Origin of the sequence: Ereboglobus sp. PH5-5 (assembly GCF_029504805.1) — a bacterium.
GTDB lineage: Bacteria > Verrucomicrobiota > Verrucomicrobiia > Opitutales > Opitutaceae > Ereboglobus.
The window spans coordinates 97,096-114,534 of record NZ_JAQFIT010000007.1; the positions used below are offsets into that span (position 1 = coordinate 97,096).

The 17,439-nt window shown below is 58.4% G+C and carries 14 protein-coding genes; 10 read left to right on the forward strand and 4 right to left on the reverse strand.

The window, feature by feature from the left end; translation table 11 throughout:
• Position 1: 1 nt before the first annotated feature.
• From M2103_RS06040 to M2103_RS06050, 3 genes are all read left to right on the forward strand, one after another.
• A complete protein-coding gene (locus M2103_RS06040; RefSeq protein WP_277509399.1) occupies positions 2 to 1,351 on the forward strand; it encodes a restriction endonuclease subunit S in 1,350 nt (449 codons plus the stop codon).
• The gene (locus M2103_RS06045; protein WP_277509400.1) at positions 1,348 to 4,461 is read left to right on the forward strand and encodes a type I restriction endonuclease; all 3,114 of its coding nucleotides are present in this window, start codon (positions 1,348 to 1,350) and stop codon (positions 4,459 to 4,461) included. The genes M2103_RS06040 and M2103_RS06045 overlap by 4 nt, the downstream gene beginning before the upstream one ends.
• Before the next feature lie 432 nt (positions 4,462 to 4,893).
• A complete protein-coding gene (locus M2103_RS06050) occupies positions 4,894 to 5,475 on the forward strand; it encodes an NAD(P)H-dependent oxidoreductase (RefSeq protein ID WP_277509402.1) in 582 nt (193 codons plus the stop codon).
• Positions 5,476 to 5,493: 18 nt separating this feature from the next.
• Here M2103_RS06050 and ftsY read toward each other — a convergent pair whose 3' ends face one another.
• From ftsY to ribH, 3 genes are all read right to left on the reverse strand, one after another.
• A complete protein-coding gene (gene ftsY, locus M2103_RS06055) occupies positions 5,494 to 6,444 on the reverse strand; it encodes a signal recognition particle-docking protein FtsY (protein WP_108825574.1) in 951 nt (316 codons plus the stop codon).
• Positions 6,445 to 6,653: 209 nt separating this feature from the next.
• Positions 6,654 to 7,106, reverse strand: a complete 453-nt coding sequence (gene nusB / locus M2103_RS06060; protein WP_108825573.1) for a transcription antitermination factor NusB — start codon at positions 7,104 to 7,106, stop codon at positions 6,654 to 6,656.
• A complete protein-coding gene (gene ribH, locus M2103_RS06065; protein WP_108825572.1) occupies positions 7,103 to 7,582 on the reverse strand; it encodes a 6,7-dimethyl-8-ribityllumazine synthase in 480 nt (159 codons plus the stop codon). The genes nusB and ribH overlap by 4 nt, the downstream gene beginning before the upstream one ends.
• A gap of 223 nt (positions 7,583 to 7,805) precedes the next feature.
• Between ribH and M2103_RS06070 the strand changes: the two genes are divergently transcribed.
• The 4 genes from M2103_RS06070 (at position 7,806) to fmt (ending at position 11,920) form a co-directional block, all read left to right on the forward strand.
• Complete coding sequence (locus M2103_RS06070) at positions 7,806 to 8,492, forward strand: MotA/TolQ/ExbB proton channel family protein (protein ID WP_277509405.1); 687 nt, start codon at positions 7,806 to 7,808, stop codon at positions 8,490 to 8,492.
• Positions 8,493 to 8,618: 126 nt separating this feature from the next.
• A complete protein-coding gene (locus M2103_RS06075) occupies positions 8,619 to 9,047 on the forward strand; it encodes a biopolymer transporter ExbD (RefSeq protein WP_277509406.1) in 429 nt (142 codons plus the stop codon).
• A gap of 167 nt (positions 9,048 to 9,214) precedes the next feature.
• Positions 9,215 to 10,747: a ribosome biogenesis GTPase Der gene (der, locus tag M2103_RS06080; RefSeq protein ID WP_277509407.1), complete on the forward strand. Its 1,533-nt coding sequence runs from the start codon at positions 9,215 to 9,217 to the stop codon at positions 10,745 to 10,747.
• Positions 10,748 to 10,843: 96 nt separating this feature from the next.
• Positions 10,844 to 11,920 (forward strand): methionyl-tRNA formyltransferase, encoded by a 1,077-nt coding sequence (fmt, locus tag M2103_RS06085; protein WP_277509408.1) that lies wholly within the window; start codon positions 10,844 to 10,846, stop codon positions 11,918 to 11,920.
• 363 nt (positions 11,921 to 12,283) lie between these two features.
• Here the strand turns inward: fmt and M2103_RS06090 are convergent, their stop codons facing one another.
• Entirely contained in the window at positions 12,284 to 13,612 is a 1,329-nt protein-coding gene (locus M2103_RS06090) for a hemolysin family protein (RefSeq protein WP_277509409.1), read from the reverse strand.
• Positions 13,613 to 14,025: 413 nt separating this feature from the next.
• On the opposite strand from M2103_RS06090, the gene M2103_RS06095 reads away from it, so the two are divergent.
• From M2103_RS06095 to M2103_RS06105, 3 genes are all read left to right on the forward strand, one after another.
• The gene (locus tag M2103_RS06095) at positions 14,026 to 15,006 is read left to right on the forward strand and encodes an RNA polymerase sigma factor RpoD/SigA (protein ID WP_277509410.1); all 981 of its coding nucleotides are present in this window, start codon (positions 14,026 to 14,028) and stop codon (positions 15,004 to 15,006) included.
• Between the two features lie 210 nt (positions 15,007 to 15,216).
• On the forward strand, positions 15,217 to 15,756 hold the full coding sequence (locus M2103_RS06100) for a DJ-1 family glyoxalase III (protein ID WP_277509411.1): 540 nt from the start codon (positions 15,217 to 15,219) through the stop codon (positions 15,754 to 15,756).
• A 140-nt stretch (positions 15,757 to 15,896) separates the two neighbouring features.
• Complete coding sequence (locus tag M2103_RS06105; protein WP_277509412.1) at positions 15,897 to 17,324, forward strand: NAD(P)/FAD-dependent oxidoreductase; 1,428 nt, start codon at positions 15,897 to 15,899, stop codon at positions 17,322 to 17,324.
• The last annotated feature ends 115 nt before the right edge of the window (positions 17,325 to 17,439 follow it).

Sequence of the window (17,439 nt, forward strand, 5' to 3'; positions counted from 1 at the left end):
CATGATATCTATTTATTCCATAAGCGACAAAAGTCGCTGGAGCGAGGAACGGCTTCAAGATATTGCGGAATTACGCACCAGTAATGTCGATAAAAAATCCGCAGAAGGAGAACAGCCTGTAAGACTCTGCAACTATGTTGATGTTTATAAAAATGACAAAGTCACGATGGCTTTCGACTTCATGGAGGCAACGGCGACAAAGGCGCAAATTGAGCGTTTCAATTTGCAGGTTGGCGATGTGGTCATCACGAAAGATTCTGAATCGCCTGATGACATAGGCATCCCGGCTTTAATTGCCGAAACCGCACCTGATCTTGTTTGCGGCTATCACCTCACAATCTTGCGTCCGTTCAAGGATAAGGCCGTCGGAAGCTATTTATTTTATGCACTGAAATCGCGATTGAGTGCCTATCAATTTTACTTGGTGGCGAATGGTGTTACTCGCTTTGGACTCACTTATCATGGAACAAAAAATATTCGCGTCGCGCTTCCTTTGACGGATGAGCAGCGGAAGATCGCGGCGTTTTTGGATTGGAAGACGGGGCAGATCGACGCGTTGATTGCGAAGAAGCAAGCACTGCTGGAGAAGCTCAAGGAAAAGCGGCTCGCGCTCATCACCCAAGCCGTCACCAAAGGCCTCAACCCCAACGCCCCGCTCAAAGACTCCGGCATCCCCTGGCTCGGCAACGTGCCGCAACATTGGGAGGTCACATCGGTTCGTCGTGTAATTCGAAAAATTGAACAGGGTTGGAGTCCTGAATGTTTTTCACATCCAGCAGAGTTGGACGAGTGGGGTGTGCTGAAAGCGGGATGCGTCAATCGCGGAGAATTCAATGAAAATGAAAACAAAGCCCTCCCAAGTGAATTGGATCCGATCATAGCCTATGAAATCAATAAGGGGGATGTGCTGGTATCGCGGGCGAATGGTTCTCCTGAACTTGTCGGCTCAACCGCTTACGTGCATAAAACACGCTCAAGATTGATGCTCTCAGACAAAACATTCCGCATTCATCTCGACGAAAAAATGCTACCACGTTTTTTTGTTGCTGTATTCAACTCGCGGCCAATGCGCTCACAAATCGAGTCAGCAATAAGTGGAGCCGACGGCTTGGCAAATAATCTCCCAAAATCGACTATGTTAACCTTTCAGAGTGCAATTCCTCCCCTCAATGAACAAACTGCCATCATCCGTTACCTTGATGCAGAAACAGGAGCAATCGACATGCTTTCTGTAAAAATCAACTCCGCCATCGCCCGCCTCACCGAATACCGCACGGCGCTCATCACCGCCGCCACCACCGGCAAGATTGACGTGCGCAATGTGAAAATCCCACCCCGGACAACCCCATGAAAAAGCACACCGAAGCCCGGTTTGAAGACGCCATTGTTGACGACCTCGTCGCGCACGGCGGTTATCAGTTTATCGACTACCGCAGCGGCGACGCCAAGGATCGCTACGACAAAACCCGCGCCCTCGACCCCGTGCTCGTGCTCGATTTCATCAAGGACACCCAGCCCAAACTCTGGAAGAGTCTCGAAGCCATCCACGGCGCGGAGACGCCCGCCGTCGTGATTGACCATCTCGTCAAGGAAATCGACACGCAGGGCATTCTCAAGGTGCTGCGCAATGGCTTCAAATGTTACGGCAAGAAATTGCGCGTCGCCGTCTTTGCGCCGGGCAACCGCATGAACCCCGACACGCTCGCGCTCTACGCCCGCAACGTCCTCAGCGTCACCCGCCAGCTTTATTACGGCGCGGCGCATTCCAAGTCGCTCGATCTCGTCCTCTTCCTCAACGGCCTGCCAATCGCCACCGCCGAGCTGAAAAACCCGCTCACCGGCCAGACGGTCGAAAACGCCAAGCGGCAATACAAGACCGACCGCGACCACCGCGAATTGATTTTTGAGTTTAAGAAACGCACGCTCGTCCACTTCGCAGTTGACCCGGACGAGGCTTGGATGACCACGCGCCTTTCCGGCGACAAAACGCACTTTCTCCCCTTCAATCTCGGCAACGACGGCCACGCCGGCAATCCCATCGTGGGGGGAGCTTCCAGCTCCCCAACAAGGGAGCAGGATGCTCCCGCCACTTTCGGCCACCGCACCGACTATCTCTGGCGCGAGGTCTGGCAGCGTGACAGCTTCCTCGACATCATCGGACGCTTCATCCACCTGCAAGTTGAGGAAAAACGCATCCTCTCCGACGACGGCAGCATAAAAAAGATCACCAAGGAAACGATGATTTTCCCGCGTTATCACCAGCTCGACTCCGTGCGCCGTCTCGTTGACCACGCCCGCCGTCACGGCGCAGGCCGCAACTACCTCGTGCAGCACTCCGCCGGCTCCGGCAAATCCAACTCCATCGGCTGGCTCGCCCACCGCCTCGCCTCGCTCCATGACGACGCGGACAAAAAAGTTTTCGATTCCGTCATCGTCGTCACCGACCGCCGCCTTCTCGACCAGCAGCTTCAAAACACCATTTACCAATTCGAGCACAAGCAGGGCGTTGTTAAAAAGATCGATGAGGACACCCGCCAGCTCGTGCAGGCGCTCGCCGACGGCACGCCCATCGTCATCACCACGCTCCAGAAATTCCCCTTCATCGCCGAGACGCTGGAAAAATTGCGCGAGGAAACCCAATACGGCATCACCATCTCCACGAAGGACAAACGCTTTGCCGTCATCGTTGACGAGGCGCACAGCTCCCAATCAGGCGAAAGCGCGATGGAACTCAAAGGCATCCTCAGCGAACATGTCATTGAGGAGGAAGCCGGCAAATACATGGCCGAGCAAGGTCTCGACCCCGACGACGATGCCGACCACCTCGCGGGCGTTGTCCGCGAAATGATGAAACGCGGCAAGCAACCCAACCTCAGTTTCTTCGCCTTCACCGCCACGCCAAAATACAAAACTCTGAAAGTTTTCGACGAGCCCGGAGCGAACGGAGAAGCACCCTTTCACCTCTACACCATGCGGCAGGCGATTGAGGAAAAGTTCATCCTCGACGTTCTCAAAAACTACATCACCTACGAGGCGTATTACCGGCTCGTGCAAGTGGGCGACGACGATCCCCACGTGCAGCGCAAAAAGGCATCCCGCGAACTCGCGCGCACGCTCACCTTTCATCCCGTCAACCTCCGCGCCAAAACCGAGGTGATGGTCGAACACTTCCGCACCCACGTGAAACACAAGATCGGTGGACGCGCCAAGGCGATGGTTGTCACCGAAAGCCGTCTCCACGCCGTGCGCTACAAACAAACCTTCGACGACTACATCGCTGAAAAAGGTTACACCGACATCAAAACGCTCGTCGCTTTTTCCGGCACGGTTGATGACCCCGAGGCGCCGGGCAAAAACTACATCGAAGTCGGCATGAACGGAGGCATAAAGGAAAGCGAACTTCCCGAACGCTTCGACAGTCATGAATACCAAGTGCTCCTCGTGGCCGAAAAATACCAGACCGGATTCGACCAGCCGCTTCTCCACACCATGTATGTGGACAAAACCCTGACCGGCCTGCACGCCGTGCAAACCCTCTCCCGCCTCAACCGCATGCATCCGGGCAAAGAGGACACCTTCATCCTCGATTTCCGCAACAAGCCCGAGGACATTTTTAAGGCCTTCAAACCCTACTACGAGGACACGCCCTCCGAACCGCTCACCGACGCGCAGCATCTCTACCGACTGCATCACCAGATCGAGGAAACCGGACTCATCCACGAGGAGGAAGTCGCCGCCTTCTGCGAAGTCTATTTCAAGTCAGGCCGCAAGGAAACCGCCCGCGAACACGCGGCGATGAACGGCATTTTGGACAAAGCCGTTGAGCGATTCAAAGCGAACACCGAGGAAACGCGCGAGGAGCTGAAAACGCTGCTCGTGAACTTCCGCAACATGTATGGATTTCTCTCCCAGGTCATCCCGTATCAGGATTCCGACCTGGAGCGGCTTTACATTTACCTGCGTTTTCTCCTCACAAAACTCCCGCGCCGCAACACCGGCCCCGGATACGACTTCGGCGACGATGTGGAACTCCAATACTACAAGCTGCAAAAAATCAGCGAGGGCCAAATCACGCTCAACACCGGCGACGGCTCCCCGCTCAAAGGTCCCAGCGACGTCGGCACCGGACAGGATGACAAGGCGGTCAAATTGTCCGAACTCATCGACATTCTCAACGAACGCTTCGGCACCGACTTCACGCAAGCCGACCAGCTTTTCTTCGATCAAATCGAGGAAGAGGCGCTCGAAAACGAGACCTTGAGAAAAGCCGCTGCTGCCAACACGAAGGAGGACTTTCGCTACGTTTTTGAAAAAGCCTTCGAAGGCCTCGTCATCGACCGCATGGACGGCAACGAGGACATCTTCAACAAGCTGATGAGCGACGGCGATTTCAGGAAACTCGCGCTCGAACACCTGCTGCACAACGTCTATGAAATGCTGAGAAAGCCCGTGGTGGAGTGATGACGGATTGCCTCGTGGAGCCTGAGTTGTTGCAAAGATTGCAATAACTCAAACCGGGCTCAACCTAACGATACAGAACTCCATAACCACCCGCCCCCATGCCCGACCAACCCGCACCTCATACCAATTGTCTCAATACTTTTACTCTTTGAAACAGACGGTTTTTGGGTAGGGCGAAGCCTCAGGCTGAGCCGGAAAACGCCATGATATTCGGACAATTTCGGCTCAGCCGGAGGCTTCGCCCTACCGAGGGCGCATTTTGCACAGTAAAAAATTCTCCTTTTGCACATCTTGCGCCTCTTCGCGGCCAAACGGATCGGCAATTTGAGATCGCCGGTTTGAATCTGCGTCAATCTGCGTTCATCTGTGGTTAAGTTTTTCATCTTTCAATCGCTCGCATCAGCATCACAAACTCGAACCACACCAACACCCATGTCGCACATACTCATTATCAACGGCGCAAAGCGATTTGCGCATTCCGAAGGCAGGCTGAACAACACGCTCACGGAAGTCGCGGAGACGTTCCTCCGCGCAAACGGGCACGATGTCCAAGTCACCCATGTCGATCAGGGCTACGACATCGAGGCCGAGGTCGGCAAAATCTTGCGGGCCGACGCGCTCATTTACCAGATGCCCGGCTGGTGGATGGGACCGCCGTGGATCATCAAAAAATACATCGACGACGTCTTCACCGCCGGGCACGGCAAGCTCTACGCCAGCGACGGGCGCAGCCGTCACTCCGACGCCAAATACGGCTCCGGCGGACTCGTCAAAAATAAGCGCTACATGCTCTCCGTGACATGGAACGCGCCCGTGGAGGCATTCGACGATCCCGCGCAATTTTTCGGAGGAGTGGGCGTGGACGGCGTTTATCTGCCCGTTCACAAGGCCAATCAATTTCTCGGCATGTCGCCGCTGCCCACCTTCATGTGCAACGACGTCATCAAGCAGCCCGATATCGAAGCCGACATCGCCCGCTATCAAGATCACCTGCGCAAGGTTTTCTGTTCCTGACGCTGGACGCGCGATGGCTTAATTCCCATTCTCCAAGCCGAAGACTGCGTTCACGTAGTTGTCGATTGAGAAGGGCTGGAGGTCTTCGGGTTGCTCGCCGAAACCGAGGAAATAGATGGGGAGCTTGAGCTGGCGGTAGATTCCCACAATCGCGCCGCCGCGGCTGGTGCCGTCAAGTTTCGTGAGCACGAGGCCGGTGAGGTTGAAACTTTCATGGAAAACTTTCGCCTGCTGGATCGAATTGGAACCGAGGCTGCCATCGACAACAAGCCAGCGATGTTGCGGCGCGGACGGGTCGTTTTTCTGGAGCACGCGGCGGATTTTCGCGAGTTCCTCCATGAGATTCGCCTTGGTGTGGAGGCGCCCGGCGGTATCGACGATGAGGACGTCGCGCTTGCGCGCCTTCGCCGCCTGCCACGCGTCGTAGGCAACGGCCGCGGAATCGGCGCCGGTGTGGCTCGCGACGATGTCGAGCTCAAGACGCGCGGCCCAGGTTTTGAGCTGCTCAACGGCGGCGGCGCGGAAGGTGTCGCACGCGGCGAGCACGACGGTTTTGTTGTCTTCGCGCAAGCGCCACGCGAGCTTGGCCGACGTGGTGGTTTTGCCGGAGCCGTTGACGCCGATCATGGCGATGACCGTGGGATTCGGCGCGCCATCGTCGGCGGTGGACGGCGGCGTGTCCTCAAGGCGACCCTCGGAGCCGGCGAGCACGCGGCGCAAAACCGCCGCGCCGATTTCGGCCGCCTGCTGTCCGCGGAGCGTCTTGTCCTTTTTGTAGGCGGACTGAATTTCCTGCAAAATTTCCTCGGTTGTCTCGACTCCGAAATCCGCCGTGTAAAGCGCCTCCTCCAGCGTTTCCAGCGATGAGGCGTCGATTGGTTTGCCGCCAAAAAGCGCGGCTGTTTTCGAGGCAATGGCCGTGACGGTTTTCGAGAGGCCGTCTTTGAATTTTTTAAATAAACCAAACATGGAAATAAGAAAAAGGCTGAAAGACTGAATGCGGAAGGAGTCAGGAGTCAGAATACAGGAGTCAGGAGGGCGCTGCCGCGCCGGTGAGTGTTTTAGGTTGAAGATTCAAATTTAAGATGCGGAAAGGGGCGGAATCCGGCGTTCTGGCGCGCCGGCCTTTGATTTTCTTTTTCAGCCTTTCAGCCCTTCAGTCTTTCAGCCTTTCAAAATCACCCGGCTTTTCGGGCGTCGCGTCCGAGCTGGTCTTTAAGCCGGTCGAGGATGCCGTTGATGAAGCGTTTTGAATCGTGCGTGGAAAATTGTTTCGAGAGGTCGATGGCCTCGTTGATGGAGACGATGGGCGGGATGTCCTTGCGGTGCGTCATCTCGAAAATCGCCATGCGCAGGATCGCGAGGTCGATGCGCGCGATGCGGTCGAACTCCCAGTTGTGCGCGAACTCCTTGATGCGGGCGTCGATCTCGCCGAGGTTTTCGATAACGCCATTGATGAGTTCCTCGCCGAACGCGTAATGCTCGCGGGGGTTTTGTTGCGATTGGAAAAACACATGCAAATCCTGCGCGAGGTTCGCGGGCGTGTTGAGGCTCCAGGCGTAGAGAAACTGCATGGCGGCGACGCGGCCGTCGCGGCGCTGGGCAAAAATGCCTTTTTTACCGTGGTTCATTTTTTGGCGGAAAGGGTTTTCTTCAACGCGGCCATTTCGAGCGCGGTGTGCGCGAACTCGCTGCCGCGCGCGATCTTGCCGAGGCAGCGCGTTTTTGCCTGCTGCTGGTTTTCGGCGACAATAATGCCGTTGATGACCGGCGTGCGCGTGTCGAGCGCGACCCGTTGGAGCGCGTGCGCGGAGGCGTCGGCGATCACTTCATAATGGATGGTGTCGCCGCGGATGAGCACGCCGAGCGCGATGAGAACATCGGGCTTTTGCGAGGCGGCGAGCAGTTGCACGGCGGAGGGCGCCTCGTTCGAGCCGGGCACGCGGTGAATGCGGATGTTTTTTTCCTTAACGCCGGCGCTGACGAGCGTCTCGTATGCCTGATGCAGAAGCGCATCGACGAGCACGCCGTTGAAGCGCGCGGCTACGATGCCAACCTTGAAGGCGGCGCCGTTGATGGATTGTGGCTTGGGCGTGTCGAGACTCATGAGTGAAAAAATGAACCTGTCTGTGTGCAATCGGCGGGCGCGCGGCGCAACATCGAAAATGCGCCCGATCCGCCTTCGCGCGAAAAACCCCGCGCGCATTCCGCCTCCCGCAAAGAAAAACCGCGCACAAACGCCCTTTTCCTGTTGATGCCCACCCCCAAAAAACGCAACGCTTCAGCCTTCGTTTTCCAAAACTCAAACCATTTTCATTGTTTTCACGTTCATGTATTCGATTCTGGCAAGTATTTCCGTTGTTGATGTGTTCATGCGCTGCGATCTTGTCGGCAAGGTCATCGTGTGCGGGCTCGCCGTGGCCAGCATCATCGCATGGGCCGTGATGATCGGCAAACGCAACGACCTCGCGCAACTCCGCCGGCTCAATCTCGCCTTCGACCAGCACCTCCGCGACCAGCGCTCGCTGCTCGATCTCCCCGAGTCCTACCGCAACAAACGCTCGATCCCCTACGGCGACCTTTTCGCCGACGCAATCAACGCCTACTGGCGCGCCGCCGAGATCGGCAAGGCCAAGGGAATCGACACAAAACAATACCGCCTCGAGCACACCGAAAACGCCCTCCAGCGCGCCCTCTCGCGCCAGATCCTCAACTATGAGTCGAGCATGGTGTTTCTCGCCTCGATCGTGTCCGGCGCGCCCTTCCTCGGGCTGCTCGGCACCGTCTGGGGCGTCATGGAATCCTTCAACGCCGTTACCGTGCAGCAAACCGCCAGCATCCAGACCCTCGCGCCGGGCGTCGCCTCCGCGCTCCTCACCACGGTCGCCGGCCTCGTGGTCGCGATTCCCTCGATGTTCGGCTACAATTATCTTTTCTCAAACAACAAACGCCTCATCACCGAGCTCGAAAACTTCGCCAGCTCCCTCTCCGACCGCATCGAGCTCGAATCACAATAAGGGGAAAAGCCTGAAAACCTGAAGGCCTGAAGGCTGAAAAAATCATCCCAGACACCACAAATCTCACACCGACGAAGTTCCGAAATTCAGCATTCAGGTTTTCAGAACTTCAGAACTTCCACCACAATGTCCCGTTTTGTCAGACGCCCGCGCCAGTCGCACCCGATCGCAGAGTTGAACGTCACCAACCTGATCGACCTCGGCTTCACGCTTCTGATCATTTTCATGATCGCCACGCCCCTGATCAACCAGGAGCAAACCATTCCCGTAAACCTGCCCATCCAATCTCCGTCCGAAGGCCTGAAGCCCGACCCGAAAACCCAATTCATCGCCGTCACCATCCGCGAACAAGGCGACTACTTCATCGATCAACAACTGGTCACGCTCAGCGAACTCCGCACCCGCCTCAAGGCCCTTGGCGCAAACCCGGCAAACATCGTCATCCGTATCCGCGCCGACGGCAACGTGCCCTATCAAAAAATCATTTCGCTGATCGACGATCTCAAGCAGAACAACCTAAACAAAGTCACCTTCGACACCCAGGCCGGAGCGTAGCGAAGGAAGGGCTGAAGAACTGAACGGCTGAAAGGCTGAATCAGAAAGCCAAAGGCCGGAGAGCCGGATCGCCAGAGTGTCTCAAACCAAATCTCATCATTAAAAAACTTGCGGCGCGGCAGCGCCCTCCTGACTCCTGTATTCTGAATCCTGACTCCTTTTTTCCCATGTCCCGCTCCGTTGTCATCGTAGGTCGTCCCAATGTCGGCAAAAGCCGCCTCTTCAACAGGCTCGCGCGCAAACGCATTTCCATTGTCCACGACAAGCCCGGCATCACGCGCGACGTCGTCACCACACGCATCGCCGACGGCGACTACACGCTCCAGGACACCGGCGGACTCGGGCTCAAGGGCGGAGAGACGCCCGCGCAACTCATCGCCGCGTCCGAAAAACAAGTCTCCTTCGCCATCGACACCGCCACGCTCATCCTCTTTGTCGTCGACGGACTCGAGGGCCTCACCGCGCTCGACACACGCATCGCCGCCGAGCTGCGCAAAGGCAAAAAGCCCGTGCTCCTCGTTGTGAACAAGGCCGATTTCGGCGAGGAAAAAATCGACGTCGCCGAAGCCTACCGCCTCGGCCTCGGCGAGCCCCTCTTCATCTCCGCCGAGCACGGACGCGGCGAAACCGACCTTCGCACCGCGATAAAAAAACACCTCGACGCCAGCGACACCGGCGAGGCGGTAGAAACACAAGATGGCGCGCCGAAACCTCTCTGCGTCTGCTTCATCGGGCGCCCCAATGTCGGCAAATCCTCGCTCTCCAACCGCCTCCTCCGCTCCGACCGCCTCATCGTCAGCGACGTGCCCGGCACCACGCGCGACGCGGTCACCCACGACTTCCAATTCCGGGGACGCGACAAAAAACTCCACCCCTTCCGCCTCATCGACACCGCCGGCATCAAGGCCGCGACCAAGCTCGCATCGCCCGTCGAATATTTTTCGCGCCTCCGCTCGCTCGACTCGATCAAGGAAACCGACGTCGTCTTCGTGGTTCTCGACGCCATGGAAGGCGTCACCCAGCAGGACAAGGCCATCGCCGGCGAAGCCATCAAGGAGCACAAGCCCATCATCGTGGTCGTCAACAAATGGGATCTCGTGCACAAGGCGTTCGCCGACGGCACGACCGCCGGCACCGCGCTGCGCGGATTCAAGGATGAGCGCGAATACCGCGAGAAATACGAGAAAGCCGTGTTCGAGCGCCTCTACTTCACGCCCGGCGCGCCCCTCATCTTTGTCTCGGCCATGAGCGGCTACGAAGTGTCGCGCATGTTAAACAGCGCCGTGAAACTGCATCGCGTCCTCGATAAAAAAATCCCCACCGCGCGACTCAACAAACTCATCGTCCACCTCGCCGAGCGCACACCGCCGCCCGCCGTCGCCGGCCGCCGCTTCCGCATCTACTACGCCACGCAAACCAGCAATCACCCCTTCCGGATAAAAATTTTCTGCAACCGCGAGGGAAACCTCGCCGAAAACTACCGCCGCTACCTGGAGGCCGGCGTTATCAACGAATTCGATCTCCACGGCTGCCCCGTTTATTTCGACCTCGTCGGCAAAAAAATCGACCCCGAGCGCGTCGGCAAATACAGCGACGAAAAACGCGCGCACCTCGCCCGCCTCCGCAAAAACTCGCCCGCCGGCGAAACTCCCGGCGGCGATGACGACGACTTCCAACCTTTCGAAACAATCGAGGACTGATTACTCACAGCGGCTTAAATTGTCGAACGCACGAGTCACTATCCCGGCCGCAGTGCCTTTCTTTCACTCTTCACCATTCACTCTTCACCCTTCTCCATGCTTCGCATCGTTTTCATGGGTTCCGATCCCATCGCCCTGCCGCTTCTCAACTGGATCGCCGGCGCCGACGGCGCACAGCACGCGCGCATCGTCGCGGTTTACACGCAGCCCGACCGCCCCTCGGGGCGCGGCATGAAAATCCGGCCCAATGCCATAAAAACGTGGGCGCTCGAGCACGGCATCCCCGTGCACCAGCCGGAAAAACTCACCGGTGAAACCCGCGCCGAACTCGCCTCGCTCGCGCCCGACCTCTCGCTCGTCATGGCCTACGGGCACATCCTGCGTGACGACTTCATCAACACGCCCCGCCTCGGCACGCTCAACCTCCACACCTCGCTGCTCCCCAAGTATCGCGGCGCCTCGCCGATCCAGACGGCCATCGCGTGCGGCGAGCGCGAAACCGGCGTCTCGCTCATGCGCATCGTCCGCAAACTCGACGCCGGCCCCGTCGCCGACGTTGAGCGCGTGCGTATCGAAAATCTGGATACGGCGCTCGACGTGGAGCAAAAACTCGCCGCCGCCTGCGTCCCACTCATCGCCCGCGCGCTTCCCCGACTCGCAACCGGCGAGCTTCAATTCACCGAACAAAACGAAACGGACGCCACCTTTTGCCGGCGCCTTGACAAGGCAGACGGCGCGCTCGACTTCAACGTCCCCGCCGCCGTGCTCGCCGCCCGCATCAACGGCCTTTATCCGTGGCCCGCGTGCAGCGTCGAAATCAACGGCACCCACCCGATAAAATTCGGCCAGGCGGATAGCGTGGAATGGACCATTCCCACATGGATGCGCATACTGTCGGGTTACAAGGGCAAGGTCAGTTGCGTGTCATTTGGCAATACGCTGATGTGGGCAGCCGGCGGATTGGCTGGCACGGCGGATCCGCTCCCGCCCGGCACCATCCTCCCCTCTGACACCAGTATCATCCACATCGCCACTGCCGACGGCATCCTTCGCATTCACCGCCTGCAACGCCCATACGGCAAAATGGTTCCCGCGGCCGACTACCAGATTAAATGTTCCATCAGCCCCGGCACGCTACTGAGCTCGCAACCCATGACGAAATTGCTCTCGTAGGGGCGTCGCTCGCGACGCCCTGCTTGGGGACAATGCGCGCCGTTCACGGGCGTCGCAAGCGACGCCCCTACGCACCATGGTGGGAAACGAACGCTTCGACCGATTGGCGCACTTGGCAACCGCATCCACCCAAACACTTTTATAAAACATCGGTATTGAAGCCCAACGGGCTTCCATAAGACAGCCCAGGGTTGCTGCAGCGAAGCGCAAGCCACCCTGGGGAATTGGAAAAAACACACACAACCCTGAAAGGGTTGCGCAATCGAAGATCCACGCCCCTTGAATCATGTATTCGAAAACTGAATACGCGAGGCATTTTCCGCCATCGCCAACCATGAACCATATTGCGGAATGCGCTACGTGTTACTTCGTCGTCTCGTCGGGCGCATCCGTTTTCGTTTTGCTCACGAGCACCTTGTCCACGCGGTGGCGGTCCATGTCCACGATTTCGAAGCGCCAGCCCGCGTATTCAAAGAAGTCCCCGGACGCCGGAATGCGTCCGAAATTCGTCACCATGAAACCGCCGAGCGTTTGAAAATCCGCCTCCTCCTCGTGGGGAAGCTCGTCGATGTTGAGCAGCGATTTTAAGTCGCCCGTGGTCAGAGTGGCGTCGATCAGCCACGAGCCGTCCTCGCGCTGTTTCGATGCGGGCGCCTCGCGGCTGTCCTGCGCGGGCAGGTCGCCGACAATCGCCTCGAGCACGTCAATGAGCGTGACGAGCCCCTGGATCGCGCCGAACTCGTCGGTTATAAGCGCGATGTGCTTGCCGGTCTTCTTGAACGACTCCAGGAGGTGCATCGCCATCATCGTCTCGGGCACCACCAGCGGCGAAACGAGCAGGTCCTTCAAATTGGTTTTTAACCCGATCGCCGAATGCGCCCAGAGCGCCTTCACGGCTATCATGCCGAGCACATGATCGCGGCTGCCTTGGTAAACGGGAAAATACGAATGGCCGCTCGCCACGATTTTGCGCCAGTTCACCTCCTCGGTGTCGTCGAGGTTGAGAAAAACAATCTTCGGGCGGGGCGTCATGATCGCGGTCACGGCCATCTGGTCGAGTTCGAGCACGCCTTCCACCATTTCCTGCTCGGCCTTGTTGAACACGCCCGCGTGCAATCCCTGCTCGATGAGTATGTTGACCTCCTCGTCCGAGACGGGCGCGTCCTTCGGCGCCTTGTTCAGTCCGAAAATACGCAGGAATCCCTCGGTCAAATATGACAGCAACGCGACAACCGGCGAGACCACGACCGCGAGCTTGTTGAGGATGGGCGCCGTCCACATCGCGATGCGCTCGGGATACGCAAGCGCGATCCGTTTCGGCACCAGCTCGCCCAAGACAACCGTGCCGAGCGTCAGCACGACAACAACCAGCGCGATGGCGATTTCCCGGGTGAACGCCGGCATCCACGACACCTGCGCCAGCAACACATCCAGTTTCCTGCCGACAGTCTCGCTACTGAACGCGACATTCGTGTAACCGATCAGCGTGATTCCGATTTGCACGGTGGACAGGAAGCGGGTCGGCGAGATCGCCGTGGCGAGCGCGACCGCAGCGCGCGCCTTGCCCTCGTCGGCGAGTTGCTTCAGGCGGGCCTTGCGGGCCGAGACGACTGCAATCTCCGCGAGCGCAAAAAAGCCGTTGGCCAGCAACAAAAGGAAAATGACAAAAAGTTCTGTTGAAAGGCTGGTCATGAATTGGCGGAATCATTGAAGGCTGGAAGCCCGCCATGCAAATACATTGAGCCCAAAAACGAACGCTCCGCCTTTTTCAGCAATTTAGGCGCAAACAAGTGCTGTTATGTTTGCCTCCACGGATTCCAGCGCACACGTCGCAGGCACTCACACACAATTCTTGGTATTTACCCCCACTTGGTGCCCGACTTTCCGCGCGAAATTGTAAATAAAATATAAACACCTGCCAAATCGCGATTTATTAACAATTTTTTGCGCATTTTTAAATCGAGTAACATCAGTGGCGCGCCCACAAAAGCGCTCAAACACACGTAGAAATGCAGCCCATGTTCAATCAACCATACCAAAATAACACACATGCACAGCATGATAAAACCGAACTGACAACCACACCCCCCTTCGCGCCAAACCGCATGCCATCGCCGGATGCGCCGCCGTCGTTTCTTGAAAAATACGAGGCCCCCTCCGTCGAGACCGAGTCCGCCGGACGAAGCAACCTGCAACTCTACTTGCAGGAAATCGGCAGGACGCCGCTTCTTAGCTTGGAGGAGGAAACCGCCCTCGCCCGCCGCGTCCTCAGCGGCGACAAGGAAGCCCGCGACCACATGATCAAGGCCAACCTCCGACTCGTCGTGAGAATCGCCCGCGATTACAAGGACTTCGGCCTCCCCTTCCTCGACCTCATTAGCGAGGGCAACATCGGCCTAATCAAAGCCGTCGAGCGCTTTGACCCCGACAAGGGCGGAAAACTCTCCACCTACGCCGCGTGGTGGATCAAACAATCGATCAAGCGCGCCCTCGCCAACCAAAGCAAAACGATCCGCCTGCCCGTCCATCTCGTCGAAAAAATCTCAAAACTCCGCCGCGCCGCCCACGCGCTCAGCGAGGAACTCGGACGCGAGCCGACCGACGAGGAGCTCGCCGCCGAACTCCAGATTCCGACCGCCAAGGTCACGCACCTCAAATCCGTCAGCGCCCGCCCAAGCTCGCTCGACGCACCCGTCGGCAGCGACAGCGACTCGGCGCCCCTTGGGGAACTCATTGGCGACGAAAACACCGCGAACCCGTTCGACAGCCTGCGCGCGCGCAATCTCAGCATCGATCTCCGCAACATGATCAACGCGCTCGACCCGCGCGAAGCCGAAATCATCAAACTGCGCTTTGGCCTCGAAGGGCTCAACGAAATGACCCTTGAGGAAATCGGCGTGAAATTCCGCATCACACGCGAACGCATCCGGCAGTTGCAAAACTCCGCCCTCATAAAAATGCGAAAAGCCATGGCGCAAAACGAGGCCCTGCGCTCGCGCGCCGAAGTCGCCGAGGAAACGCGCCAGCGCAAACGCATGGAGGTCATCCGCGAGTTCATCGAGGCCAACACACAATCGGTCTCCTAAAACCCTCGCGCACCCGCGTCCCGGAAAAAGCCGAGCCCCCGCTCGGCTTTTTTGCGCAGCCCGTCCCGAGCCGCCCCCTCAAACTTTCCGAGTGCAACCGCCCTCATTCTGTGTAGTCTTGTTTCCACACTTCACCATTATTCAACTCCTGACTCTTGTATTCTGACTCCTGACTCCTACATCCTAACTCCTTCCGTTTTCACACCCATCATGCCAACAGTCCTTGCACTATTGCCGGAAGGCTTTGAGGAACTCGAAGCCATCGCCCCCATCGACATGCTCCGCCGCGCCGGAGTCGGGGTCACCACCGCCTCGCTCACGGAAACCCTCTCCGTGAACGGCCGCAACGGCATCACAATCCAAGCCGACGCCACACTTTCCGCAAACCCGGAAAAACTTCACGACATGCTCCTCATCCCCGGCGGCCCCGGCGTGAAACTCCTCCGCGCCGACCCGCGCGTCTCCGCGCTCGTGCGCGCCCACGCCGGAGCCGGCCGCTGGCTCGCCGCCATCTGCGCCGCGCCCACCGTCCTCAACGACGCCGGTCTCCTCGCCGGACGCCGTCACACCTGCCACACCTCCGTCCTCAACGAACTCCCCAACGCGCTCATGCAAGAACGCGTTGTTGTTGACGCCAACATCATCACCTCGCGCGGCGCCGGCACCGCGATCGACTTCGGACTGGTGCTCGTCGAAAAACTCACCACCCCCGAAAAGGCCCGCGAAATCCAAGCCTCCATTTGCGCCTGAACCGCTGCGCGGAAGAGTGAAACCTGAAAAATAAAGAGTGAAGAAAAAGCGCACTTCTTCCGTTTTCACCCGTCACCATTCACTCATCACCCTTCCGCCGCTCCCCTGCCTGAAATTTAACGCCAGCAAACCTTTTTCACATGCCCACCAAACCCTACGACCTTCTCGTCCTCGGCGGCGGCTCCGCCGGTTTTAACGCAGCGCGAGTCGCGCGCGACGAATTCGGCAAACGCGTCGCCATCGTTGACGGCGCGCGCGAACTCGGCGGCCTGTGCATTCTTCGCGGATGCATGCCGTCGAAAACCCTCCTTTGGATGACCGAGGTTCTCCACCTCGCGCAAAAAGGCAAAACCTTCGGCCTCCACATCCCCGTCGCGCGCCCGGATATCCGCGCCATGCACGCGCGGAAGAAAAAAATCATCGCCGAGTTCGCCGACTACCGCGCGCGCGCCATGAACTCCGGCAAATACGACCTCTACCGCGCAAACGCCCGATTCATCGACCCGCACACCGTCGAACTCAACGACGACAAACGCACCCGGCTCTCCGCAAAAAAAATCCTCATCGCCACCGGCTCGCGCGTATCCACTCCGCCAATACACGGCCTCGCCGACACCCCGCACTGGACAAGCGACGACGTCCTCGACCTCAACTTCATCCCCAAAAGCGTGATCGTCCTCGGCGGCGGCATCATCGCCGTCGAACTCACGCAATACCTCCGCCGCCTCGGCGTCCGCGTGACGCTCATCCAGCGCAGCCCCAACATCCTCCGCGACCACTCCCCCGAGGCCAGCGCCGTCATTCAACAGGCGCTCCGCGACGAAGGCGTCGAACTCTTTACCCACACTCGCATAGAAAAAATCGCTCAGACAAAACGCGGCGTCCGCGTAACCTTCTCGCACACGCACAACGGCGCCACAAAAAGCGTCGCCCGCGAAGCCGCCCACCTCTTCAACGCCCTCGGACGCGAACCCAACACCGCCGGCCTCAATCTCGCCGCCGCCGGCGTCCGTCTCACACCCGCCGGCCGCATCCGCGCCAACCGCCACCAGCAAACCACCGCGCCGCACATCTACGCCGGCGGCGATGTCTGCGGTCCCAACGACATCGTGCACCTCGCCATCGCCCAAGGCGAACTCGCCGCCCGCCACGCATTTCTCCCGTCAACCCGCCCGCCGCGGATCCCCGCAATCCTTTCCTCGGCGCACCTCCTCAACGTCGTCTTCACCGACCCCGCGCTCGCCACCATCGGTCTGCTCGAAAGCCAACTCCGCGCAAAAAAAATCCCCTTCATCGCCGCCAGCTATCCCTACAACGACCACGGCAAAACCATCCTCATGGACGCCAACGCCGGCTACGTAAAAGTCCTCGCCGACCCAAAACGCGGCCGCATCCTCGGCGCCGAAATCGTGGGCCGCGACGCCGGCGAGCTGATTCACATCTTCAGCACCCCGCTCGTAATGCGCGCGACAGTCCACGACATGCTCCGCGCTCCCTGGTATCATCCCACCATCGCCGAAATCATCACCTACCCCCTCGAAGAACTCGCCGAAAAAACAAACCAATAATTAACCACGGAGAACACGGAGATACACGGAGACAGAGGAAAATTGATCAGCTATTCCTCATGAATTCCTCCGTGCCTCTCCATGGTTAATAAAAACTCAACTCAACCGTTTTCCC